At 61.3% G+C, this 22,476-nt stretch carries 20 protein-coding genes, 1 tRNA gene and 2 pseudogenes; 9 read left to right on the top strand and 14 right to left on the bottom strand.

The window, feature by feature from the left end; genetic code table 11:
• Positions 1-43: 43 nt before the first annotated feature.
• The 4 genes from DNK06_RS08990 (at position 44) to DNK06_RS08975 (ending at position 4,884) form a co-directional block, all read left to right on the top strand.
• Complete coding sequence (locus tag DNK06_RS08990; RefSeq protein ID WP_131179681.1) at positions 44-856, top strand: formate/nitrite transporter family protein; 813 nt, start codon at positions 44-46, stop codon at positions 854-856.
• Between the two features lie 43 nt (positions 857-899).
• Positions 900-2,621: a bifunctional protein-serine/threonine kinase/phosphatase gene (locus DNK06_RS08985; protein ID WP_131179703.1), complete on the top strand. Its 1,722-nt coding sequence runs from the start codon at positions 900-902 to the stop codon at positions 2,619-2,621.
• Between the two features lie 123 nt (positions 2,622-2,744).
• On the top strand, positions 2,745-3,503 hold the full coding sequence (locus DNK06_RS08980; RefSeq protein WP_131179680.1) for a TerC family protein: 759 nt from the start codon (positions 2,745-2,747) through the stop codon (positions 3,501-3,503).
• A gap of 622 nt (positions 3,504-4,125) precedes the next feature.
• The gene (locus DNK06_RS08975) at positions 4,126-4,884 is read left to right on the top strand and encodes a hypothetical protein (RefSeq protein ID WP_242674707.1); all 759 of its coding nucleotides are present in this window, start codon (positions 4,126-4,128) and stop codon (positions 4,882-4,884) included.
• A gap of 64 nt (positions 4,885-4,948) precedes the next feature.
• Here DNK06_RS08975 and DNK06_RS08970 read toward each other — a convergent pair.
• Positions 4,949-5,302, bottom strand: a pseudogene (locus DNK06_RS08970) (PLP-dependent aminotransferase family protein); the annotation flags it as partial.
• On the opposite strand from DNK06_RS08970, the pseudogene DNK06_RS08965 reads away from it, so the two are divergent.
• Positions 5,270-6,314 (top strand): annotated as a pseudogene (locus tag DNK06_RS08965) (cbb3-type cytochrome c oxidase subunit I); the annotation flags it as partial. The pseudogenes DNK06_RS08970 and DNK06_RS08965 overlap by 33 nt on opposite strands.
• Positions 6,315-6,458: 144 nt before the next feature.
• Here the strand turns inward: DNK06_RS08965 and DNK06_RS08960 are convergent.
• The 10 genes from DNK06_RS08960 to DNK06_RS08915 form a co-directional block, all read right to left on the bottom strand.
• Positions 6,459-6,944: a hypothetical protein gene (locus DNK06_RS08960; protein ID WP_131179678.1), complete on the bottom strand. Its 486-nt coding sequence runs from the start codon at positions 6,942-6,944 to the stop codon at positions 6,459-6,461.
• A gap of 94 nt (positions 6,945-7,038) precedes the next feature.
• Positions 7,039-7,377 (bottom strand): hypothetical protein, encoded by a 339-nt coding sequence (locus tag DNK06_RS08955; protein ID WP_131179677.1) that lies wholly within the window; start codon positions 7,375-7,377, stop codon positions 7,039-7,041.
• Positions 7,378-7,654: 277 nt separating this feature from the next.
• Positions 7,655-8,311, bottom strand: a complete 657-nt coding sequence (locus DNK06_RS08950) for a hypothetical protein (RefSeq protein WP_131179676.1) — start codon at positions 8,309-8,311, stop codon at positions 7,655-7,657.
• A 275-nt stretch (positions 8,312-8,586) separates the two neighbouring features.
• Positions 8,587-8,662, bottom strand: a tRNA-Thr gene (locus tag DNK06_RS08945).
• A gap of 291 nt (positions 8,663-8,953) precedes the next feature.
• On the bottom strand, positions 8,954-10,183 hold the full coding sequence (locus DNK06_RS08940) for a methyltransferase (RefSeq protein WP_131179675.1): 1,230 nt from the start codon (positions 10,181-10,183) through the stop codon (positions 8,954-8,956).
• A gap of 33 nt (positions 10,184-10,216) precedes the next feature.
• Positions 10,217-10,906, bottom strand: a complete 690-nt coding sequence (locus tag DNK06_RS08935) for an ABC transporter permease (RefSeq protein WP_131179674.1) — start codon at positions 10,904-10,906, stop codon at positions 10,217-10,219.
• Entirely contained in the window at positions 10,903-11,598 is a 696-nt protein-coding gene (locus tag DNK06_RS08930) for an ABC transporter permease (protein WP_131179673.1), read from the bottom strand. The genes DNK06_RS08935 and DNK06_RS08930 overlap by 4 nt, the downstream gene beginning before the upstream one ends.
• Before the next feature lie 46 nt (positions 11,599-11,644).
• The gene (locus DNK06_RS08925; protein WP_131179672.1) at positions 11,645-12,397 is read right to left on the bottom strand and encodes an ABC transporter substrate-binding protein; all 753 of its coding nucleotides are present in this window, start codon (positions 12,395-12,397) and stop codon (positions 11,645-11,647) included.
• Positions 12,398-12,414: 17 nt separating this feature from the next.
• Positions 12,415-13,188: an ABC transporter ATP-binding protein gene (locus DNK06_RS08920; RefSeq protein WP_131179671.1), complete on the bottom strand. Its 774-nt coding sequence runs from the start codon at positions 13,186-13,188 to the stop codon at positions 12,415-12,417.
• Between the two features lie 271 nt (positions 13,189-13,459).
• Positions 13,460-13,855: a response regulator gene (locus tag DNK06_RS08915; RefSeq protein WP_278248837.1), complete on the bottom strand. Its 396-nt coding sequence runs from the start codon at positions 13,853-13,855 to the stop codon at positions 13,460-13,462.
• Between the two features lie 371 nt (positions 13,856-14,226).
• Between DNK06_RS08915 and DNK06_RS08910 the strand changes: the two genes are divergently transcribed.
• From DNK06_RS08910 to DNK06_RS08895, 4 genes are read left to right on the top strand one after another with little or no spacing between them, the layout of a single operon-like run.
• Entirely contained in the window at positions 14,227-17,697 is a 3,471-nt protein-coding gene (locus tag DNK06_RS08910) for a response regulator (protein ID WP_131179669.1), read from the top strand.
• A gap of 1 nt (position 17,698) precedes the next feature.
• The gene (locus tag DNK06_RS08905) at positions 17,699-18,517 is read left to right on the top strand and encodes a CheR family methyltransferase (protein ID WP_131179668.1); all 819 of its coding nucleotides are present in this window, start codon (positions 17,699-17,701) and stop codon (positions 18,515-18,517) included.
• Positions 18,514-19,101: a chemotaxis protein CheB gene (locus tag DNK06_RS08900; RefSeq protein ID WP_131179667.1), complete on the top strand. Its 588-nt coding sequence runs from the start codon at positions 18,514-18,516 to the stop codon at positions 19,099-19,101. Before DNK06_RS08905 ends, DNK06_RS08900 begins: the two co-directional genes overlap by 4 nt.
• Complete coding sequence (locus DNK06_RS08895) at positions 19,095-20,333, top strand: hybrid sensor histidine kinase/response regulator (protein WP_131179666.1); 1,239 nt, start codon at positions 19,095-19,097, stop codon at positions 20,331-20,333. Before DNK06_RS08900 ends, DNK06_RS08895 begins: the two co-directional genes overlap by 7 nt.
• Positions 20,334-20,716: 383 nt before the next feature.
• On the opposite strand, the gene DNK06_RS08890 is transcribed toward DNK06_RS08895, so the two are convergent.
• From DNK06_RS08890 to DNK06_RS08880, 3 genes are all read right to left on the bottom strand, one after another.
• Entirely contained in the window at positions 20,717-20,926 is a 210-nt protein-coding gene (locus tag DNK06_RS08890; RefSeq protein ID WP_131179665.1) for a hypothetical protein, read from the bottom strand.
• Positions 20,927-21,358: 432 nt separating this feature from the next.
• Entirely contained in the window at positions 21,359-21,766 is a 408-nt protein-coding gene (locus tag DNK06_RS08885; RefSeq protein WP_131179664.1) for a hypothetical protein, read from the bottom strand.
• A gap of 65 nt (positions 21,767-21,831) precedes the next feature.
• Entirely contained in the window at positions 21,832-22,476 is a 645-nt protein-coding gene (locus DNK06_RS08880) for a primase/helicase family protein (RefSeq protein ID WP_165496317.1), read from the bottom strand.

The following is a 22,476-nucleotide window of genomic DNA, read 5'->3' as shown; positions in this document are numbered from 1 at the left end:
ATTGATTTCACCCCTTTCGAATACTTGAAAAGAGAGCATCTCCATGTCCTACCTGGTTCCTGCCGAATTCGTCACAAAGATGGTGGATGCCGGCGAGTCGAAGATCTTCATGTCGACCCGCGATACCCTGATCCGCGCCTTCATGGCCGGGGCGATCCTCTCCCTGGCAGCGGTATTCGCCATCGCCGTCAGTGTGCAGACGGGCTCGCCGCTGCTCGGCGCGGTGCTGTTTCCGGTCGGTTTCGTGATGCTTTACCTGATGGGTTTCGACCTGCTCACCGGGGTGTTCATGCTCACCCCGCTGGCGCTGCTCGATCGTCGACCTGGGGTGACCGTGGGTGGTGTATTGCGCAACTGGGGCCTGGTGTTCCTCGGTAACTTCGCCGGCGCGCTGACCGTGGCCTTCATGATGGCCTTCGTATTCACCTATGGTTTCTCCACCGACCCGGGTCTGATCGGCGAGAAGATCTCGCACATCGGCGAAGACCGCACCCTGGGCTATGCCGAGTATGGCGCGGCCGGCTGGGCGACCATCTTCCTGCGCGGCGTGCTGTGCAACTGGATGGTATCCATGGGCGTGGTCGGCGCGATGATCTCCACCACGGTCAGCGGCAAGACCATCGCCATGTGGATGCCGATCATGCTGTTCTTCTTCATGGGTTTCGAGCACTCGGTGGTGAACATGTTCCTGTTCCCCTCGGGCATCATTCTGGGCGGTAATTTCTCGGTGATGGACTACATGCTCTGGAACGAGATTCCCACGGCCCTGGGCAACCTGGTCGGTGGCCTGGCCTTCACCGGCCTGACGTTGTACACCACTCATGTGAGAACCGCGCCCAAACGCTCCTTCAGCTGAGCCCTCATCGATGGAAGCTGTCGCTGAAGTGCTGCGGGCAGGGATGAAGGGCCAACTGCAGGTCAGCATCGGCCAGCATTCCGACAAGGGTCGCAAGGCGCGCAATCAGGATTTCCATGGCCTGTGCGTGCCATGCGAACCGCAATTGAGCAGTAAGGGCATCGCCATCGCCCTGGCCGATGGCATCAGCAGCAGCGAGGTCAGCCACATCGCCAGTGAAACGGCGGTGGCGGCGTTCCTCTCCGACTACTTCAGCACCAGCGAAGCCTGGTCGGTGAAGAAATCGGTGATGCGCGTGCTCAGCGCCACCAATGCCTGGCTCTACGCCCAGACCCGGCAAGGCCTGCATCGCTACGACATGGATCGTGGCTATGTGTGCACCCTCAGTGCGCTGGTGATCAAGTCCACCACGGCGCACCTGTTTCACGCCGGCGACACCCGTATCTATCGCCTGCGTGATGGCGCCCTGGAGCAACTGACCCAGGATCATCGCCTGTGGCTTGGCCAGGACAAGAGCTACCTGAGCCGGGCGCTGGGTATCCAGCCGCAGCTGGAGGTGGACTACCAGGCGTTGGCCGTCGATCCGGGGGACGTCTTCGTGCTGGCCACCGATGGTGTCTACGAGTACGTCGGTGCGCGGCAGATCATCGAGTGCATCGCCGAGCACGCCGAGGATCTGCCCCAGGCCGCACGCACCATCGTCGCCGAGGCCTACGAGCAGGGCAGCGATGACAATCTGACCCTGCAGATCGTGCGCATCGATCAACTGCCCCAGGCCGAGGCCGATGATGTGCGGCACCGCCTGGGTGAATTGCCTTGTCCGCCGATTCTCGAGGCGCGCATGCCCTTCGACGGTTATCGTATCGTCAGGTCTCTGCATGCCAGCAGTCGCAGCCATGTATACCTGGCCACCGACGAGCAAAGCGGCGGCGCGGTGGTGATCAAGACCCCGTCGCTCGATTTGCAGCACGACTCCCGCTATCTGGAGCGTTTTCTTACCGAGGAGTGGATCGCCCGGCGCATCGACAGCGCCCATGTGCTCAAGCCTTGCCCGCAGACACGCAAGCGCAACTATCTGTATTGCGTCAGCGAGTTCGTCGAAGGCCAGACCCTGGCGCAGTGGATGATCGATCATCCCAGCCCCGACCTGGAAACCGTGCGTGCCATCGTCGAGCAGATCGCCAAGGGGCTACGCGCCTTTCACCGCCTGGAAATGCTGCACCAGGATCTGCGCCCGGCCAATGTGATGATCGACACCACCGGCACGGTGAAGATTATCGACTTCGGCGCCACCCGCGTGGCGGGTCTGCAGGAACTCACCGCACCGCTGGCGCAGCGTGAAATGCTGGGCACCGTGCAGTACATGGCGCCGGAGTACTTTCTCGCTGAGCCCGCCACGGTGCGCAGCGATGTGTTTTCCCTGGGGGTGATCACCTACCAGATGCTCAGCGGGCAATTGCCCTTCGGCGCCGAGGTGGCCAGGACACGTACCCGGGCAGCGCAGAATCGCCTGCGCTACCGGCCGATCCGCCACGTCGAGCGCGAGCTGCCGGCGTGGATCGACGATGTGCTGCGCAAGGCCACTCAACCCAACCCGCTCAAGCGCTACGACGAACCCGCCGAATTCGTTCACGAACTGCGTCATCCCAGCCAGGCCTTTCTCGACAGTCGCCGGCCGCCGTTGATGGAGCGCAATCCATTGTTGTTCTGGAAGGTGATCAGTGCCGTGCTGGCGGTGTGCGTGGTTGTCCTGCTGGCGCGCTAAGCACCTGTCCTGCGGGGGTTACAGCCCTATGGAAGGCTGAAATCAATTGTTGCAACTTGTCGTATTTGTCGGTTCTGCAAAGGTCGAGAATGCGCATTCCGTTCAGCCATGAAGTGCGTGACCGTGGACTATCTCCTGCAACTGACGAGCGACCCCACTGCCTGGGTCGCCCTGGCCACCCTGATGGTCATGGAAGTGGTACTGGGCATCGACAACCTGATCTTCATCTCCATCCTCACCAACAAGCTACCCGAGCATCAGCGTGCCAAGGCACGGCGCCTGGGCATTGGTGCGGCGCTGATCCTGCGCCTGGTGCTGCTCGGTACGGTGGCGTGGATCGTCCAGTTGGTCGAGCCGGTGATCGAGCTGTTCGGCCAGGCCTTCTCCTGGAAGGACATCATCCTTATCGCCGGTGGCCTGTTCCTGCTGTGGAAGGCAACCAAGGAAATCCATCACTCCATGGATCCGGAACCGGAAGGCGACATGTTCGTCGGGCGTGCCGCGACTCTGGGATTCAGCGCCGCCATCGTGCAGATCCTGCTGCTCGACCTGGTGTTCTCGGTCGACAGCATCATCACCGCCGTGGGCATGACGTCCCATGTACCGATCATGGTCATCGCCGTGGTCGCCGCCGTCACCGTGATGCTGCTGGCCGCCGAGCCCCTGGCGCGCTTCATCAACAACAACCCGACGGTGGTGATGCTGGCGCTGGGTTTCTTGATCATGATCGGCATGACGCTGATCGCCGAAGGCTTTGGCGCCCATGTGCCGAAGGGCTACATCTATGCAGCGATGGCGTTCTCGGCGGTGATCGAGGCGCTCAACATGCTGTCTCGCCGCGCCCGCCGCAAGGCGGCAGCCGAGGCCAACAAGGCATCTTGACCCTGCACACCTCCTCCTGCCACGGCAGGAGAGGTGACTGCTTGCCGCCGCTTCCCGCTTGCTTCGCCCTCGGCAGGCTGACCGTTCGGTCATGGCCTGATGGCTCTGTGCTATCTTGCGCGGTAGAATCCCCCGCCCGACCGGCGCGTGGACGAAGCTGTATGCCTGCTCCAGTCAGGCGGACAGCCGCTCGCTGTCACCGGCATGAGCGGCGGCAGCCTGCGGATCAAGACCCGCCGAAGGCGGCGTGGAGACCGAAGCCCGGTTCGAGCAGCTCGAGGCGCAAGGTCGCGCGTATTTTCAGGGCTACCTGTTCGGCCTGCGAGCGTATTGAGCTGGTGGAGCAGGGCAGGCGAGCATCGGGCAATGTGACGGGCGTCACCAATCTCTGTTTTCACCCGCCAGACGGCAACCTATCGCGCACCGGCGACACGTCAACGACGGGCCTTATGGAGTAGAATTCAACAATCGCTGGCGTCGGAATGTTGGCAGTCCTGGCTGCCGCCGCGCTCCAGTATTCACTCAGGTCAACCATCGTCGTGCGCCCCGCTCTCCAGTGGTGTGTCTGCATCGCTGGTCGGCCCTCAGAGCGCACGAGGATATCGAGTTGATTAAACGTTGCATGCGAACGCTCCTGCTGGGGCTCAGCCTGATCAGTTGCGCCAGCTGGGCGCAGATGACCCCGCTGGAAGCAATGAACATGGCCGGCCTGCAGCGCAGCCTGGGCCAGATCATGGCCAAGGATTACCTGATGATCGGCTCCGACGTGAAGGTCGATGACGCGATCAAGCAGCTCAACACCAGCATCGCCCTGTTCGAAGATCACCACGCCAAGCTCAAGGCCCACCCCACCAACGACGAAGTCCTCGCTGCACTGGGCCAGGTCGAAGTGATCTGGTCTGCCTATCGCGACATGATCACCGCCACACCGGACAAGGCTCAGGCGCCGGCCATGCTGGCCAAGGCCGAGGAATTGGTGAAGCAGTGCCAGCACGTTACCGACCTGTTCGAGAAGCACAATGGCGACGCGGCCTCGCACTCGATCAACCGCAGTGGCTGGAACCGTGTGCTGACCCAGCGTACCGCGATGTTCTACATGGCTCGTGCCTGGGGCGTGCAAGCGCCTGATCTGGATGCCAGCTTCGACGCCTCGGTGAAGGAGTTCGACAGCATCATGAAGGAGCTGCAGGCCGCCGGTGCGCCGAACGAAGAGATCGCGGTAGCGCTACGCAAGACCGACGCGCGCTGGCAGTTCGCGAGCAAGGCCTTCGCCTCCAAGGACTTCGTGCCGACCATCGTCGCCGTGAATGCCGAGTCGATGTTCCGCCAGCTCAACGAAATGACCCGTCTCTACGCCGGCTTGCAAGGCGACCAGCTCTGACCCCGCGGTGCTCATCGCGCACGTGATGAGCACCTGCCTCTGCCCCTCCGCTTCCGCAACGCCCTCAGAATGAATCGATGATTCGCCCCAGGGTTGCCATGGCCTGCTCGCATTGCGCGCTCCACGGGTGGCCATGGTTGAGCCGTGCGCAATGGCCGAAGCCGCGCGTTGCCGAAAAGATTGGCCCAGGCGCCAGGCTGATGCCCTGAGCCAGCGCCAGGCGGAACAGCTGCAGCGCATCCACCCGCTGGGCGAATTCGAACCAGAGAAAATAGCCGCCGCTCGGCCGGGTTACCCGCGTGTCGGCCGGAAAGTGCCGCGCTGCCGAGGCCAGCATCGATGCCTGCTGGGTTTCCAGGTGATGGCGCAGTTTGCGCAGATGGCGGTCATAACCGCCGTGCTGCAGGTAGTCGGCGAGTTCGCGATGACCGGCTGGGTGGCCTATCCGCCGCTGTCGGGTATCGAATACAGCCCTGGGGTCGGCGTCGATTACTACATCTGGAGCCTGCAGCTCTCCGGCCTGGGCACGCTGCTCACCGGGGTCAACTTCCTGGTCACCATCCTCAAGATGCGTGCGCCGGGCATGACGATGTTCAGGATGCCGATCTTCACCTGGACGATCTTCTGTACCAGCGTGATCATCGTCGCGGCCTTCCCGATTCTCACCGTGGCCCTGGCGGTGCCGGGCGGCCGACTTCCTGCTGCACAACAGCCTGTTCCTGGTGGCGCACTTCCATAACGTGATCATTGGTGGCGCGGTGTTCGGTTACATGGCCGGCATCACCTTCTGGTTCCCGAAAGTGTTCGGCTTCAAGCTGCACGAAGGCTGGGGCAAGGCGTCCTTCTGGTTCTGGATCAGCGGTTTCTACCTGGCCTTCATGCCGCTCTATATTCTGGGTTTCATGGGCATGACCCGGCGCCTAAACAGCACCACCAACCCGGAGTGGGAGCCCTACCTGAACGTGGCCGTGATCGGTGCGGTGCTGATCGGCCTGGGCATCGCCTGCACGCTGATTCAGTTCGCCGTGTCGATCATCAAGCGCAAGGAACTGGCCGACCACACCGGCGACCCCTGGAATGCCCGCACCCTGGAATGGTCGACCGCGTCGCCGCCGTCGTTCTACAACTTCGCCGTGACCCCGCGTGGCGACCGCATCGACGAATTCCACGAAATGAAACGCGACGGCCTCAAGCCTGCCCCGACCACGTTCCGGCCCATCCACATACCGCGCAACACCGGCATCGGCCTGATCGCCGCGGCGTTCATGACCCTGATGTGCTTCGCTCTGATCTGGCACATCTGGTGGCTGGTGGGCGTGACCTTCGTGGCCAGCGTCGCCTGCTTCATCGTGCGCAGCTACGACGAAGACACCGACTACTACGTGCAACCCGACGAGATCGCGCGAATAGAGGCGGCCGGGCGGGCCTGATGCTTCAGGGAAGGGATAACTGACAAACCAGCAGGCAAAAAAGGGGACAGATGTTGAAGCTGTCCCCTTTCTGATTACTGACTGCGCGGCGCGTCCCTGCGCCGAGGCAACTCAGAAGCTGTACCCGTATGCGTGCAGGCGCGTTCACTTCTGCGTCAGCACCAGTGTCGTATCAGGCCCTGGCACATGGATTTCGGTTGGGCTGATCACGTCAATCGGCTCGCCAGACTCTGCAAAAAGAACGGCGTCGCCCTTCACGTTCCTGAAGGTCATCACCGAGCCAACGAATTCATAAACCGCTGAGCCAGTGAACTCATAGTTCTTGATGTAGGCCTTCTTGGTAATGACCTGATCCTCGCCGAAATCGAAGCTGATACTCATCGGGTAACCGTCTTGCTCCGCTGTACCGGTGTACAGCCCGCGAGGCAGTTGGGCTGGGGGCGGCTTTGGCTTGTACGCCTCGACTATCGCCAGTTTCGCCGGGCTCACCGCAGGCGGTTTGCCGCGGAACTCATCCATCGATTTTCTGTGTTCGTACGGCACGTAGAAGGTTACGTAACCACCCCACACAATGAGCGCGATGACTATCAGGCTGAACAGGTGGCCAGATCCGCGCTGTGACGTCTTCATCGTATTTTCCCCGGGTTGTGGCAGCTGAGGCGAGGCGCTGGCATCGTCGTGAATGTGGGGTGGTAGGCGGCACCCTTCCAGGGGGCGTTTTCCATCACTCCCATCCGCTACACCCTATCCGCCTGGCGCGGTGATAATCCGCCCAGGCGTCCGAGATCATCACGTCCTTTTCGGCGTCGTCATCCCATCCGTTTTCGTCTCGCTGCTTGATGGTGAACAGCAGCATGTCGTAGTGCGCTCGGCGGATATTACACTCCAGTTTTGCCTGAGTTACGTCCTTGGGTATTGGCCTGTTGATCAGACTCTTTTCATATTCCGAAAACGGGCCGATCGCCGAGCACGCAGGCAGAACGAGAACGACGGTCATGAGCAGCCCGCGATGCTTTGGCTTCCAGATTGCTGACACGCTAATACTTCCTTTAATGGCTGCCATGCGGCTTCATCCTCAGCGCTCATTTGCTCTTCTGCGCGTATTTTCGATCTGCCAGACCGCAGCGGCTGAAACCACAGGAGTATCGAGCCTGTGTGACACAGGCCCTGCGGCAGCATCGCGCAGTTATCTGCAATGCCTTCAAGAGGAATTGGTGTGCGAGGGTGTGCATATCGGCATGCTCGGCATTGGCTCTCTGTTCTGCCATCCCACCGAGGCATTGCTGGATCGCTATCGTGTGTAAGCCGAAGGCGATCCGGCACATTGGCTCGCTCGATATTCAATCCGCGGCTGGTGCTCCGTAACGCCAGCGCGTGAAGTGGTGGAGGGTCAATAATCCGCAGATGACCATCAGCGGGATCAGCAGCACGCCCGAGATTATCGAACCCCACCATGCGACGCCCGATTGCCAGGTCTCGCCTTTGCCTTGCGCCACGAACACCAGCCGAGTGGCCACTTCGGCAAAGCGCGCATCAGGTGTCAGTGCGGTCACCTGAAGACGATAGTCCCCGGGCTCCATCGGAATGCGCGCCACGGCGCGAGTGATCTCGTCGCTGCCATAGCTGGTGAGTTCCTGGCCTATGTCTCCCTGCCCTGCGGACAACAACTCACCTGCCGGCGTCAGCAGCTTCCAGCCCAATGTCATCGGTGCTGGTGGGTATTCGACCCACTGTTCGTTTTCCCAGATCGGCCCGCCGGACAACTTGCGCACGGTATACAGCGGCAGCTCACCGGTGGAAAACACTACCGCCAGCGTATCGAACTCAAGCGTTCGGGCCTTGACCGGTAAATCCAGGGTGGCTCCCTCGTCGAGCCGAACCGGCACGTCCAGCGGAAGCGTCGTCGCCCAGACAGAAAACAGACGAAGCACGACAACCGACAGCAACAGGCTTAGGCCCATACCGGCCCAGAGGATCGCTTTGCTCTTGTGACTCAATGCTCGACTCCCTACCGACCGATCCAACCAAAAAGATCCGCAAGGCTACTCGATATGCCTTCATGGATCACCTGTACCGGTACCCAACCGCGCCAATTCGCCGATAGAGGAATGGCGAGGCCGTTTGATCTAGCTCTCACCCTGCATGGCTGTAAGGATGCTTGGCGTCTGGCCATCTGATCTTGGAGAAGCGCAAGATCAGGGAAAGAGGAGATGACCAAAATCCCATAACGAAAAAGGCCCACCTTGCGGTGAGCCTAAGTCGTTGTTTCATATGGTGCCGGCACCAGGAGTCGAACCCGGGACCTACTGATTACAAGTCAGTTGCTCTACCAGCTGAGCTATACCGGCATTTGAGGGCCGCCATTATATCCATTCGTTTGCATGAGTAAAGCCGGTTACGGCAGGTTTTTTGCTGCCCTTTTTGAGGCGCTCTGGCGCGGCTTATGCACAAATGCAGGGCGGCTAAGCCGTTTTAGTTATTTTCTACGCAGCGCTTCACATATTTTGCAAGCGACTGTTTTATATGAATTTTATTTGTGAACAAAAAATGATCAGCTGCCGTTGAGCCTTGCGGGAGGGGGCTTGGCGGCGCTTGCTCAGAATCTGTTAACAGAGTTATCCACAGATTGTGTGCGCAACTCAGGCGCGCTCGGCAAGCAACAGCAGGTTGCGTGGCGTGAGGTGCGTGGGGCAGAACTGGCCGAGGCGCACATCGAAATCCTGTTCCTGCAGGTAGAGCGCGCGGTCGAGCACCAGCCAGAGTTCCAGTGGGCGGCGGAACAGGCCGCGCAGCAATTCCAGGTTGCGCACTTCGGCCAGGCGCTGCCAGCCGGCTGTTTCGAGGCTTGACCAGTCACGCTCGCCAGGCGGCGGCAAACCTCTCAGCTCGGCCAGGGCACGACAATAATCGGCGAAGCTTTTCTTCAGCCAGGCCGGTGGCAGCGATGGAGTCGGCAGGTATTCATCCACGCCTCTCAACTCGCGCTGCAGCAGATCGAAGGCCAGGCGCCAGGCCATGGAGTGGTCGCGCTGCTGGCGCACGCGGTTGCCGGCGGTGACCGTTTCGCTCATTGGCAGGCCCAGGTCATCCAGCGACAGGCTGAGGCGTGAGCCGAGGGCTGCTGTGGATAACGCCTGGTAGGTGGTGGTAGCGGTACGGTTGTAGCAGCAGGGCGCGATGGCCAACTGCTGACAACCCGCTGTGCTGGCCAGCTGCATCAGGCGTACGTGCAAGTCGCCGCAGGCGTGCAGGGCTACCGGGCTGTGCTCTGCGAGTATCTGTTCAGCGGCATTGCTGGCGAGCACGTCCTGCCCGATGTGCTGCGCAGTTATCCCCAGGCGTTGGCTCAAGTCGCTGCCGCTGGCGACCAGGGCGGGATCGTATTCCAGGCAGGTCAGCGCCTGTCCGTTGTGGGCGAGCACCCGGCCGAGGTGGCCCTTGCCTGCGCACCAGTCCAGCCAGTGCTGCGGAGCCTGATGGAATTGCAGGCTGTCGGTGAAGGCGCGTATCTGCTGCCATTTGCGGCCCGGTACATCCACTGAAAATCGCGGCGGCAACGCGTGAGATTCGCGTTGGGGCAGGTCGCCAACTTCATTCAGCAATGCAGCCTGGGCGGCCAGCTCTGGGAAGGGGGCAGGCGCGGCCTGCAGGGCCGTTGGCTGATTGTGGGCGGCTTCGGCTTCTTCAAGCGTACGACCGCGCAGCCAGTTGCCCAGCTCGGGGTATTGGCTTTCCCAGGGCAGCACCTGATGGGTGAAGGGCCGCGGTTTCCACAGTGCCTGGTGCGCGCAGAGACAGGCGTCCAGCGCCTGGAAGCGCTGGAGCAAGGCATCGCCACTGAGCGGCTGGAGAGGTTGGGATGAGGTCATGGCGAAAGGCGACGGGGCACTGGCCCCGTCACTTCAACGGCCCTGGCAGGCGTCGACGCGCAGCCAGCGTTCCAATAGTTTGAAGGCGTTGATCAGTACGAAGGTGATCAGCAGGTAGAACACCCCGGCAGCGAAGAAGCCTTCCACCGGCAGGTAGGTGCGGGCGTTCATGGTGCGGGCCATGCCGGTGAGTTCCAGCAGGGTCACGGTGCTGGCCAGGGCGCTGGCCTTGAGCATCAGGATCACCTCGTTGCTGTAGGCCGGCAGGCCGATACGTGCGGCGCGTGGTAGCACGATATGCAGCATCGATTGCGCGCGCGACATGCCCAGGGCGCGTGCGGCCTCGATCTCGCCTGGCGGCACGGCCTGGATCGCGCCGCGCAGGATCTCGGCGATATAGGCGGTGGTGTGCAGGGTCATGGTGATCACCGCGCACCAGTACGGGTCGCGCAGGTAGGGCCACAGCGGCCCCTGGCGCACCGCGTCGAACTGGGCCAGGCCGTAGTAGACCAGAAACAGCTGCACCAGCAGCGGCGTGCCGCGGAAGAAGAAGATGTAGCCGTAGGGCAGGGCGCGCACGTACCAGTGCCGCGAGGCACGGGCGATGCCCATGGGCAGGGCCAGGATCAGACCGGCGATGACGGCGACGGCGACCAATTCGAGGGTCAGCAGGGCACCGTCGGCCAGGCGCGGCAGCCATTTGATGATGACGTCCCAGTTCATGCCGCACTCCTGATGAAGCCGCGGCTGGCGCGCTTCTCGAGGAAGTGCAGGCCGATCATGGCGAGAATGGTCAGGCCGAGGTAGATGAACGCGGCGACGAGGTAGAAGGTGAAGGGTTCCTTGCTGGCGGTCACGGCGATCTGCGAGCGGCGCATCAACTCGTTGAGGCCGATCACCGAGACCAGGGCGGTGTCCTTCATCAGGATCATGAACAGGTTGCCCAGGCCGGGCAGGGCGATGCGCCACATCTGCGGCATGATCAGGCGCCAGAAGATCCGCGGCTTGGACAGGCCCAACGCCTGGCCGGCTTCACGGTGGCCCCTGGGAATGGCCAGGATGGCGCCGCGAAACACCTCGGTGGCGTAGGCGCCGAAGCAGATGCCCAGGGCGATGACGCCGGCGGCGAATGGCGACAGTTCAAGGCTGTCGATACCGAGCAGATCGGCCAGGCTGCGCATCAGGCCGACGGTGCCGAAATAGATGAGCAGAACCCAGAGCAGTTCGGGAATCCCGCGCACGATGGTCGAATAGGTGCCGCCAAGCCATTGCAGCGGCTTGTAGGGCGATGTCTTGGCAAGGGCGCCGAGCAGGCCGAGCACCAGACCGAGGCACAGCGCGGTCAGCGCCAGCTGGACGGTCATCAGGGTGCCGGCGGCCAGGGCCGGGCCGAATCCGGAAAGGTCGAAATTCATGGAAACTCAAGCGCCCGCACCGCCAGAGGCGGTGCGGGCAGGCTGCTTAGTAGATGCTGAACGGGAAGTACTTGTCGTTGATCTTCTTGTAGGTGCCGTCGGCGATGATTTCCGCCAGGGCGGTATTCAGGCGCTCGCGCAGGGCATCGCCCTTGCGCACGGCAATGCCGATCTTGTCGTCGTCGAATACCGGCTCGCCCTTGAACTCGAAGTTCTTGCCGGCGTCGCTCTTGAGCCATTCCCAGTTGACGAAGGTGTCGGCCAGTACGCCGTCGACACGACCCGAGGACAGATCCAGGTAAGCGTTCTCCTGGGTGTCGTAGAGCTTGATGTCAACCACGCCGTCCATGTTGTCTTCCAGCCAGGTGCCGGCGATGGTCGCGCGCTGCGCACCGATCACCTTGCCCTTGAGGCTGTCCTTGTCGCTCTTGAAGTCGCTGTCTTTCGGCGCGATGAACTGCAGCTTGTTGGTGTAGTACGGATCGGTGAAGTCGACGGCCTGCTGGCGCTCTTCGGTGATCGACATGGAGGCGACCAGGAAGTCGAACTTCTTGGCGTTCAGGGCCGGGATGATGCCGTCCCAGTCGGAGGTGACCACTTGGCACTCGGCCTGCATCTTGGCGCACAAGGCCTGGGCGATTTCCACGTCGAAGCCGCCGACCTGGCCGCTGGCATCGATGAGGTTGAAGGGCGGGTAGGCGCCTTCGGTGCCGATCTTCAGTTTGTCAGCAGCGACGGCACTGGTGCCGAAAGCCAGAGTGGCGGCAGCTGCCAGCAGAATCTTTTTATAGCTATGCATGCGTGATTGCTCCGTTTTTAACGATTGCTGGACATGAATTGTTTGCAACGCACCGACTTGGGGTTATCGAACACCTGTTCGGGCGACCCCTGTTCTTCCACCAGTCCCTGGTGCAGGAACACCACTTCACTGGAGACCTGCCTGGCGAAATTCATTTCGTGGGTGACCAGCAGCATGGTTCGGCCTTCATCGGCGAGCGCGCGGATCACATTAAGCACTTCTTGTACCATTTCCGGGTCGAGGGCCGAAGTCGGCTCGTCGAACAGGATGACCTTGGGCTGCATGGCCAGCGTACGGGCGATGGCGGCACGCTGTTGCTGGCCGCCGGACAATTGGTTGGGATAGGCATGACGCTTGTCGCCAATCCCCACCTTGGCCAGCAGGGCCTCGGCGACGGCGGTGGCCTCGGCCTTGCTCTGACCGAGCACGCGGCGTGGCGCCTCGATGATGTTGTCGAGCACGCTCATGTGTGGCCAGAGGTTGAAGTTCTGGAAGACGAAACCGATTTCGCTGCGCAGGCGGTTGATCTGTCTGCTGTCGGCGGCGACCAGCTCGCCATTTTTCTGGCTTTTCAGCTTGAGTTCTTCACCTGCGACGATGATCTGACCCTGATGGGGATTCTCCAGCAGGTTGATGCAGCGCAGGAAGGTCGACTTGCCCGAACCGGACGAGCCGAGGATGGAGATCACGTCGCCGTCACGGGCGGTAAGGGAAATGCCTTTGAGCACTTCGAGGGCGCCATAGCGTTTGTGCAGATTGCGGATTTCCAGCGCGGGCGGGGCCTCAGCCATCAAGCAGTCCTCTTAATTCTTATGCGGATGGGATCCGTGAGCGGCAGGGCTTTGGGCTGCAAACCTAGCATAGGCTCCAGAGGGCGCCAAGGGTGCTGCTGGCCCGCTGCCGCTACGGTTACGGGGGTGTCGCATCATCGCAGTTGCTTGTCGCCCCGCCGCAAAAACAGGGCAATGCAGACTACATTTTCAAAAAGACGCGAACCCTACTCATATCCGCCTCGCAATTCCAGTGCCAATGGGCTGTTTGGCCGATCTGGGGGCAGGACTGTCAGATGCCAAGCATGCCCTGAACCTTGTCGCGCAGGGCATCGAGAGAAAAAGGTTTACCGATGATGTCGGTGCGGGTCGCCGGCTCGCTCTTGTCGATCTCGACGCTTTCCGCATAACCGCTGGCGAACAGAACTTTCAGATCCGGGCGCAGTTGCCGGGCCGCGATGGCCAGCTCCTGGCCGTTCATGCCGGGCAGGCCGATGTCGGTCATCAGCAGGTCGATGTGCTCATCGCTACGCAATACCTGTAACGCCTGTTGTGCCTCGCCGGCTTCGATCACGCTGTAGTCGAGCTCTTCGAGCACTTCCACGGTGAGCATGCGCACCACATCGGAATCTTCCACCAGCAGAATGCGCTGGCCGGTAGGCGATGCGTTGGGAGCTTGGTCTGACACAGCGTTACCTCGGTAAAGGATGGTGAAACTGTGGATCGAGGTAGCGGAGCGGTTAGCCCTGTGTTCGATCGAGTCTCGAAGCCGCATGGGACGGCGGGCCGATTAGCATGGCACGAATCGGGTGCGTGATATGCACCGAGAGCGTGCCGCTGGGCTGAAAATTATCGTATTTACAGATTGGCGTGGGTGGGCGAAGTCTCTGCCGCGCTCGAGAAAAAATAAGTCGAACCCTGCATCCGCAAGCGCTATCCAAGCGCGCGGGCCGCCGAGCGCTGAGCGTTGGATAAAGTTCAGCCAGCGCATTAACATCGGCCGTTTAGCGAATAACCGTGCAGTTCCATGCATAAGCCAACCGTGGCCAGGGATTTCAGATGACCAACACCTCTTCCATCGATGAGAACAGCTTCAAGCGCATTCTCAGGCGTAACGTCGCCTTGCCGCTTGGCGTGGGGGTGATCAGCGCGATCTTCTTCGTGATGCTGATCGGCTATCTGCTCAATGTGCTTGGCTGGGTGCAGCACACCGACCGGGTGCTCAACAACGCCAATGAAGGCTTGAAGCTGTCGATCGACCAGGAGACCGGCTTTCGCGGTTATCTGCTGTCTGGCGATGCGCGCTTCCTGGAGCCTTTCGAAGTCGCCAGGCCACGTATCAAGGCCGAGATGGAAATTCTCTCCGAGCTGGTCGCGGACAACCCGCTGCAGATCGACCGCCTGCGCAGTATCGCGGCGCTGCAGGACGAGTGGAATGTCTTTGCGCAAACGGCGATCGCCGCCAAGCGCGAAGGCGGCAATTTCCTCGATCCGGTACGCGATGGCCGCGGCAAGCAGCTGACCGACGCCATCCGCGCCGAGTACTCGGATTTCGTCGTCCATGAGCAGCGCCTGCGCAAAGAGCGCAATGACGCCGCCACCAACACGGCCACCATCACCATCGGCCTGTTCCTGCTCTTCACCCTGCTGTTCAGCGGTGGGCTCGCGCTGTTCGGGCGCCGTGAACTGTTGAGCCTGACGAACACCTACGGCACCATCCTCAAGAAGCAGGACGAACACAACGAGCGCCTGCAGGCCCAGGCCTGGTTACGCAGTGGCCAGACCGAAATGGCCGAGCGGCTGATTGGCCAGCAGGCGCTGCCAGTGCTTGGCCGCAACATGCTGGAGTTTCTGGCCAGTCATCTGGGAGCGGCGGTTGGCGCTCTTTATGTGCGTGAAGAGCATGGCGGTTTGCGCCGCGTCGCGTCCTACGGTTTTTCCCGCGAACAGGAGAAGGCCGAGCAGTCGTTCTACAGCGCAGAAGGCCTGGTCGGCCAGGTGGCTCAGAGTCGTCGGCTGCTGACCCTCGATCAACTGCCTGCCGATTACCTCAAGGTCAGCTCGGGTCTGGGCCACGGCGAGCCGCTGACGGTGGCGCTGCTGCCTATCGATAACGATGGCGAGGTCAATGGCGTGATCGAGCTGGGCTTCCTGCGCCCGCTGAGCGAACGTGATGGCGAGTTCCTGACGCAGGTCGCTTCGAGTGTCGGTGCCTCGGTCGAGGCCGCCCGCTACCGTCATCGTCTGCAGGAAATCCTCGCCGAAACCCAGCAGCTCAACGAAGAGCTGCAGGTACAGCAGGAAGAATTGAAGACCGCCAACGAGGAGTTGGAAGAGCAGTCGCGGGCGCTCAAGGAGTCCCAGGCGTACCTCGAAACCCAGCAGGCGGAACTGGAGCAGACCAACGAGCAGTTGTCGTCGCAACGTGATGCCCTGGACGATCGCAACAGTGCCCTGCGCGTTGTCCAGGAGCAGCTGGAAGAGCACGCCGAAGAGCTGCAGCGCGCCAGCCGCTACAAATCCGAATTCCTCGCCAACATGTCCCACGAGCTGCGCACGCCGCTGAACAGCTCGCTGATTCTGGCCAAGTTGCTCTCCGACAACCCCAAGGGCAACCTGGACGCCGAGCAGGTCAAGTTCGCCGACTCGATCTACTCGGCCGGCAACGACCTGCTCAACCTGATCAACGATATCCTCGATATCTCCAAGGTCGAGGCCGGCAAGCTCGACCTGCGTCCCGAAAATGCCAACGTGCTGCGCCTCGCGCAAAGCCTCGATAGCACCTTCCAGCCGCTGGCCGGAGAGAAAAATCTGGGTTTCAGTGTGCAGGTCGCCGAAGACGTGCCGCGCTCGCTGTACACGGATCGTTTGCGTGTCGAGCAGATCCTCAAGAACCTGCTATCCAACGCCATCAAGTTCACCGAGCAGGGGGCGGTCAGCCTGAGCGTCAGCCGTGTCGACGATGGTGTGTCGTTCGCCGTGCACGACAGTGGCATCGGCATTCGCGACGATCAGCAGGAGTACATCTTCGAGGCCTTCCGCCAGGCCGACGGTACCACCAACCGACGCTTCGGCGGCACCGGTCTGGGCCTGTCGATTTCCCGCGATCTGGCGGTGCTGCTGGGCGGCTCTATCAGTGTTTCCAGCGTGCCGGGGCAGGGCAGCGTATTCACCCTGGTACTGCCGCAGAATTATTCGCCGCTGGATACCGAGAGCGAGATGGTGCCTGCAGAGCCGGCAACTGTCGCTCGTAGTTACGCACCGCGTGCGCCCGAGCCGGTTAAGGATGTTGTGGAAAAAAGCATCCCGACCTTTCCCGACGACCGCGGCATGTCGGTACTGGGCGGCCGTTGCGTGCTGGTGATCGAGGACGAACCGCAGTTCGCCCACATCCTCTACGACCTGGCCCATGAGCTGGATTACCGCTGCCTGGTCGCCCACTGCGCCGAAGACGGCTTGAACCTGGCGACCACCCATCATCCCGACGCCATCCTGCTGGACATGCGTCTGCCGGACGTTTCCGGCCTGTCGGTATTGCAGCGCCTCAAGGAGAACCCGGGCACCCGGCATATTCCGGTGCACGTGATTTCCGTCGAGGACATGGCCGAGGCCGCGCTGCAAATGGGTGCCGTCGGTTATGCGTTGAAGCCCGCTACCCGCGACCAGCTCAAGGGGGTATTCAGCAAGCTCGAGGCACGCCTGACACAGAAGATGAAACGCGTGCTGGTGGTCGAGGACGACAAGCTGCAGCGCGACAGCATCGCTCGGCTGATCGGTGATGACGACATCGAAATCGTCGCCGTCGAGTGTGGAGAGCAGGCCCTGGAGCAACTGCGCCACCACATCTTCGATTGCATGATCATCGACCTCAAACTGCCGGACATGCAGGGCGACGAGCTGCTGGCACGCATGGGCAGCGAGAACATCCGTTCCTTCCCGCCGGTGATCGTCTACACCGGGCGCAACCTGACTCGTATCGAGGAAGCCGAGCTGCTCAAGTATTCGCGCTCGATCATCATCAAGGGCGCTCGTTCGCCCGAGCGGCTGCTCGACGAAGTCACCCTGTTCCTGCACATGGTCGAGTCGGAACTGTCCAGCGAACGGCAGACCATGCTCAAGACCGCGCGCAGCCGTGACAAGGTGTTCGAGGGCCGGCGCATCCTGCTGGTCGATGACGACGTGCGTAATATCTTCGCCCTCACCAGCGCTCTGGAGCACAAGGGAGCCCAGGTCGAGGTGGCGCGCAATGGCCGCGAAGCCATCGACAAGCTGGACGCGGTGAGCGACATCGACCTGGTGCTGATGGACGTGATGATGCCCGAGATGGACGGCTACGAAGCCACCCGGCGCATCCGCGAAAACCCGCGCTGGCGCAAACTGCCGATCATCGCGGTGACTGCCAAGGCGATGAAGGACGATCAGGATCTGTGCATGAAAGCCGGTGCCAACGATTACCTGGCCAAGCCCATCGACCTGGATCGCCTGTTCTCGCTGATCCGCGTCTGGTTGCCGAAGCTGGAGCGCATCTGACATGCCCAACCGTACGCAGGATATCGAGCTGCGTCTGCTGATCGAGGCGATCTACCTGCAATACAGCTACGATTTTCGTGATTACTCCGGCTCTTCGCTGAAGCGCCGGATGGTGCACGCCATGCGCCAGTTCGACTGTTCGAGCATCTCCGCCTTGCAGGCACGGATCATTCACGACCCGGCAGCGTTCATGCAGCTACTGCAGTTCCTCACCATCCCGGTCAGCGAGATGTTCCGCGACCCGTCCTACTTCCTGGCGCTACGCCAGGAAGTGGTGCCGTTCCTGCGCACCTATCCGTCGCTCAAACTGTGGGTGGCTGGCTGCAGCACGGGTGAGGAGGTGTATTCCCTGGCCATTCTGCTGCACGAGGAAGGGCTGCTGGAGCGTTCGATCATCTACGCCACCGACATCAACCCACACTCGCTGGACAAGGCCAGGAAGGGCATCTTCCCCATCGACAGCATGCGCCTGTACAGCGAGAACTATCAGCGCGCAGGAGGCAAGGGTTCGCTTTCCGACTACTTCACGGCGGCTTACGACGGTGCGCTGTTCGATCGCTTCCTGTGTGCCAACGTGACGTTCGCCGACCACAGCCTGGCCACCGACAGCGTGTTCTCGGAAACCCAGTTCATCTCCTGCCGCAATGTTCTGATCTATTTCAACAAGGCCCTGCAGGATCGTGCCTTCGGGCTGTTCCACGAGTCCCTCGGTCACCGTGCCTTTCTCGGCCTGGGCAGTAAGGAAAGCCTGGATTTCTCGGCCTATGCCGAGCGCTTCGAAGCGCTCAACCGGCAGGAACGGTTGTTTCGCAAGCTATGAATACGCAAGCACAGACACTCGACGCGATAGTGATCGGTGCATCGGCAGGCGGCGTCGAGGCGCTGTTGACGCTGCTCGAGGGGCTGCCGGCCGACTACGGTTTACCGCTGGTGGTGGTGCTGCACCTGCCCGACAGCCGTGAAAGCCTGTTGCCTGTCCTGTTCGGCCAGCGTCTGGCTCTGCGGGTGAAGGAAGCGCAGGACAAGGAAGCGCTGCAGCCGGGAACGCTGTATTTCTCGGCGCCCGGTTACCATCTGGGCATCGAATCCGATCGGTGCTTTTCCTACAGTCGCGATGAGCCACTGCACTATTCGCGGCCGTCGATCGATTACCTGTTCGAATCGGCCGCCGATACCTACGGCGCCAACGTGATGGGCATACTGCTGACCGGCGCCAATCAGGACGGCGCCATCGGCCTGAGCACAATAAAACAGCGGGGTGGTGTGACCGTGGTGCAAGATCCGCAGGAGGCACAGGTTCCGAGCATGCCCGAAGCGGCGCTGGCACTGCATCGTCCCGATTACATTCTTTCTTTGCGGGGGATTCTCGCATTGTTAGCCGAACTGGACTCACGCCCATGCTGAGTAGCACCGGATGCAAACTACTGATCGTCGATGACCTGCCGGAAAACCTGCTGGCCCTGGAGGCGCTGATCCGCCGTGATGGTCGCGAGGTGTTCAAGGCGCAATGTGCCGACGACGCGCTGGTGCTGTTGCTCGAGCACGAGTTTGCCCTGGCCATCCTTGACGTGCAAATGCCCGGCATGAACGGCTTCGAGCTGGCCGAACTGATGCGCGGTACGGAAAAGACCAAGCACATCCCCATCGTCTTCGTCAGCGCCGCCGGCCGGGAGATGAACTACGCCTTCAAGGGCTACGAAAGTGGTGCGGTGGACTTTCTCTACAAACCGCTGGATATCCAGGCGGTGCAGAGCAAGGTCGCGGTGTTCGTCGACCTGTACCGTCAGCGCAAAGTGATGACGCGACAGTTGGAGGCCCTGGAGCAGGCACGCAAGGAGCAGGATGCGCTGCTCGGCGAACTGCGTGCCACCCAGGGCGAACTGCAGCACGCGGTGCGCATGCGCGACGATTTCATGTCGATCGTCTCCCACGAGCTGCGCACCCCGCTCAACGGCCTGATCCTCGATACCCAGTTGCGCAAGATGCACCTTTCCAGGGGCAATATGGCGGCCTTCAGCGACGACAAGCTCAAGGCCATGTTCGATCGTGACGAACGACAGATCCACAGCCTGATCCGCCTGATCGAGGACATGCTCGACGTGTCGCGTATCCGCACCGGCAAGCTGTCGATCCGTCCGGTGGATTTCGATCTGGCGCAGACCGTACGCAACGTCGCGGAAAACTTCGCCCAGCAGATGGAAGTGGCCGGCTGCGAATTGCAGCTCGACTGTGACGAAGTACTGTGCGGCAGTTGGGATCAGTTCCGGGTCGAACAGGTCATCAGCAACCTGCTCAGTAACGCACTGCGTTACGGCGCGGGCCGCCCCATCGAAGTGCGCGCGAGGGCCGAGGATGATGGTGTGCGTATCGACGTGCGCGACCACGGTATCGGTATCTCCCTGGAGAACCAGCGGCGCATCTTCCAGCAGTTCGAGCGCGCCGTGAGCAGCGAATCGGTGGCGGGGCTGGGTCTGGGGCTGTTTATCTCCGAGCAGATCGTCAAGGCGCACGGTGGGAGTATCGAGGTGCAAAGCAGTCTGGGGCAGGGCTCGCTGTTCAGCTTGTGGCTGCCGCGCGGCAAGCATGCGGATATGGATTGCGCTCACTCTGCCGGCAAGGTCGAAGCTAAGGAGTAAAAAGCCGGAAGCCGGGCAGTGAGCCAACCCACAAGAACCGTTCTGAGTATGCAGATTAATCCGCCACGGGCCTTGTGAAACAACCCGAGCTACGGCGCACGATTCTCGTAGGGTGGGTTAGGTGCGCCTCAAGGTAGCGGTTGCCATCCATCCCAACGCGCTGTAACCCACCAGGCGATCTCACCGTTCCATCGCAAAATACGACGCGCCCACACAGGGAATCCGAGGCGACCCGGCTGTGGGCCACTGCGCGAAGTCACGTCAGCCTCCTCGCCGTGGGAGTGCGGCTCCACGCGCGCTGGAATGCTCGCCATCTCCGGCCCCGCCCTGGGTATCGCTTCGCTCAAGCAGCCTACGGTGTGTGGGCTGTCGCTGCAGGATGACTAACGTTTCTCTGGATTGGATCTTCCCGGGTCTTGTACGGGGCGCTGGGGACGATCCGGTTCGTGGGGAGGTACAGCGGGCCGAATCGGGGTGTCCGGTTCGTCGATACCGGAGCCCGGATCTTCGTTGCCCGGATCGTTGATCGGGTCTTCTTGGGGGTCGACCGGTGGAAACGTCGGGTCGTTGGCGGCGCTCGAGACAATATGCATGGCTGGCTCCTGCTACGTTCAGGCTCGGCACGAAGGGCGCGAGGCCTGTCCATTTTTGAGGGGCACCTTGCTGGCGTGTTCAGGCTGTCGGCTGGACGGTACTTTTTCGCAGGCAATAAAAAACCGGCTCAAGGCCGGTTCTTTAATTTTCTCTGATGATGCTGGCACCACCTGAGAAGGAAGGTGGTGCCAGGGACGGAATCGAACCATTGTCTGTGGTTTCCGTAATTTATGGGCTGTTCGGCGGTTGTCTTTCGTCGATACCCCCCAAAATACCCCCAGAATGAAAAGTGCCTCTACCGACCTGGTGGATTAAGCCCGATGGCTCCCGATGAACACCAAGGCCTCATCGGTGCATGATTTGGCGATCAGCTATCTGCAGCCAATTTGTTGCTCGCTTCCCGAGCGAATCGGATGTGGGGCAGATTCGCCTCATTCCTCAAACGGCGATGCTTCTCCGTCACTGCGGGATGAAGGGCGGATGTCAGTAGCTTGGCCAGTTTCATTGCAGTGCCATGCTCCAATTGGCGGATGGTCACGACTGAACCCTGCGGCCTCACCTGTTGATTTCAGAACGGCTGCAAGCTGAGCTTGCTCCTGCTCCATCTGCCGGGTGTTGTTGATTACAGTGCTGAATACAGTGCCTACCGATAAGCCAGCCAGCGCTCCTGCTGCAATTTTCCCTAGGCCTGTCCAAGCTGCAGAGGCTTGATCAGCCGAATCTTTGATGCCCTTGGCGCTCTTCTTGGCCGAGCGTTCGGCCTTATCCATTCCTTGCTCGAAGGCTCCGACCCTGGCGATCAGATCCAGGGTAAGGATGCCAAGCGATTTCCCGGCCATTTTTTTCTCCTATCTGTCCGTTGAAATGCGCTCTCAATGAAACTGGTGAACAAGCCCATCGAGCCTCAAGACCAACAAGAACCCTCGCAGACGTACAGCGGTTTATCAGCGCTGATGACGCCCAGTGGCGAATAGCTGCCTTTCACCTGGCCACCGGCCTGGAACAGCTTTCCACCATCGGTGGCGATGCTCTGCAGGTTCACCAGTTGACCGTCGTGGTAGAGCGGCACCAGCAGGCGGGTACGGTGCTGGCGCAGGCTATAGGGACGCACCTGCTTGGCTACTAGGTAGGCATGCTCGGGATCGGCGCGACGGGCGTTACGCCACAGCCGGTTGACATGCTCGGCGGCGGCCTGCTGACGTTGGCGCTGTTCGGCCTGCCGCTGGAGTCGGGCTTGTTCGACGCGCCGGCGCACCTGCTCGACCTCCAGCAGGTTAACTGGCTCCCGACTGTTCCAGGTGTGCGAGATGCCGGCCTTCCAGCTGCCGAAGCTGCCAGAGGCGATGCCATCGGCGAATAGCACATACCAGCCGTTCATGCTGCCAGCCCGATCACCGGGGACGTGGAAGCGATGAATCTCACCGTCTGCCACAGGTAACCAGTCGAGCTGGCCGTAGATGGCGTGAAGTTCTTCACGAAAGACGAGTTCGACTTTTTCCAGGCAAGCCGAACCCGTCCCCGCCATTTGGCGGGGAGGGAAGTTCATCAT

Origin of the sequence: Phytopseudomonas daroniae, assembly GCF_004327285.1 — a bacterium.
Lineage (GTDB): Bacteria > Pseudomonadota > Gammaproteobacteria > Pseudomonadales > Pseudomonadaceae > Aquipseudomonas > Aquipseudomonas daroniae.
Note: the sequence above shows the minus strand (reverse complement) of the source record. Positions and strands in the feature narration are given on the sequence as shown.

Excerpts from the sequence above, each read along its gene's own strand:
- DNK06_RS08895 (WP_131179666.1), top strand. The coding sequence starts at position 19,095 with ATGCTGAGTAGCACCGGATGCAAACTACTGATCGTCGATGACCTGCCG.
- DNK06_RS08990 (WP_131179681.1), top strand. The coding sequence starts at position 44 with ATGTCCTACCTGGTTCCTGCCGAATTCGTCACAAAGATGGTGGATGCC.
- DNK06_RS08930 (WP_131179673.1), bottom strand. The coding sequence starts at position 11,598 with ATGAATTTCGACCTTTCCGGATTCGGCCCGGCCCTGGCCGCCGGCACC.
- DNK06_RS08885 (WP_131179664.1), bottom strand. The coding sequence starts at position 21,766 with ATGGCCGGGAAATCGCTTGGCATCCTTACCCTGGATCTGATCGCCAGG.
- DNK06_RS08940 (WP_131179675.1), bottom strand. The coding sequence starts at position 10,183 with ATGACCTCATCCCAACCTCTCCAGCCGCTCAGTGGCGATGCCTTGCTC.
- DNK06_RS08960 (WP_131179678.1), bottom strand. The coding sequence starts at position 6,944 with ATGAAGACGTCACAGCGCGGATCTGGCCACCTGTTCAGCCTGATAGTC.
- DNK06_RS08910 (WP_131179669.1), top strand. The coding sequence starts at position 14,227 with ATGACCAACACCTCTTCCATCGATGAGAACAGCTTCAAGCGCATTCTC.
- DNK06_RS08920 (WP_131179671.1), bottom strand. The coding sequence starts at position 13,188 with ATGGCTGAGGCCCCGCCCGCGCTGGAAATCCGCAATCTGCACAAACGC.
- DNK06_RS08985 (WP_131179703.1), top strand. The coding sequence starts at position 900 with ATGAAGGGCCAACTGCAGGTCAGCATCGGCCAGCATTCCGACAAGGGT.
- DNK06_RS08905 (WP_131179668.1), top strand. The coding sequence starts at position 17,699 with ATGCCCAACCGTACGCAGGATATCGAGCTGCGTCTGCTGATCGAGGCG.
- DNK06_RS08890 (WP_131179665.1), bottom strand. The coding sequence starts at position 20,926 with ATGCATATTGTCTCGAGCGCCGCCAACGACCCGACGTTTCCACCGGTC.
- DNK06_RS08975 (WP_242674707.1), top strand. The coding sequence starts at position 4,126 with ATGCGAACGCTCCTGCTGGGGCTCAGCCTGATCAGTTGCGCCAGCTGG.
- DNK06_RS08955 (WP_131179677.1), bottom strand. The coding sequence starts at position 7,377 with ATGGCAGCCATTAAAGGAAGTATTAGCGTGTCAGCAATCTGGAAGCCA.
- DNK06_RS08900 (WP_131179667.1), top strand. The coding sequence starts at position 18,514 with ATGAATACGCAAGCACAGACACTCGACGCGATAGTGATCGGTGCATCG.
- DNK06_RS08880 (WP_165496317.1), bottom strand. The coding sequence starts at position 22,476 with ATGATGAACTTCCCTCCCCGCCAAATGGCGGGGACGGGTTCGGCTTGC.
- DNK06_RS08935 (WP_131179674.1), bottom strand. The coding sequence starts at position 10,906 with ATGAACTGGGACGTCATCATCAAATGGCTGCCGCGCCTGGCCGACGGT.
- DNK06_RS08925 (WP_131179672.1), bottom strand. The coding sequence starts at position 12,397 with ATGCATAGCTATAAAAAGATTCTGCTGGCAGCTGCCGCCACTCTGGCT.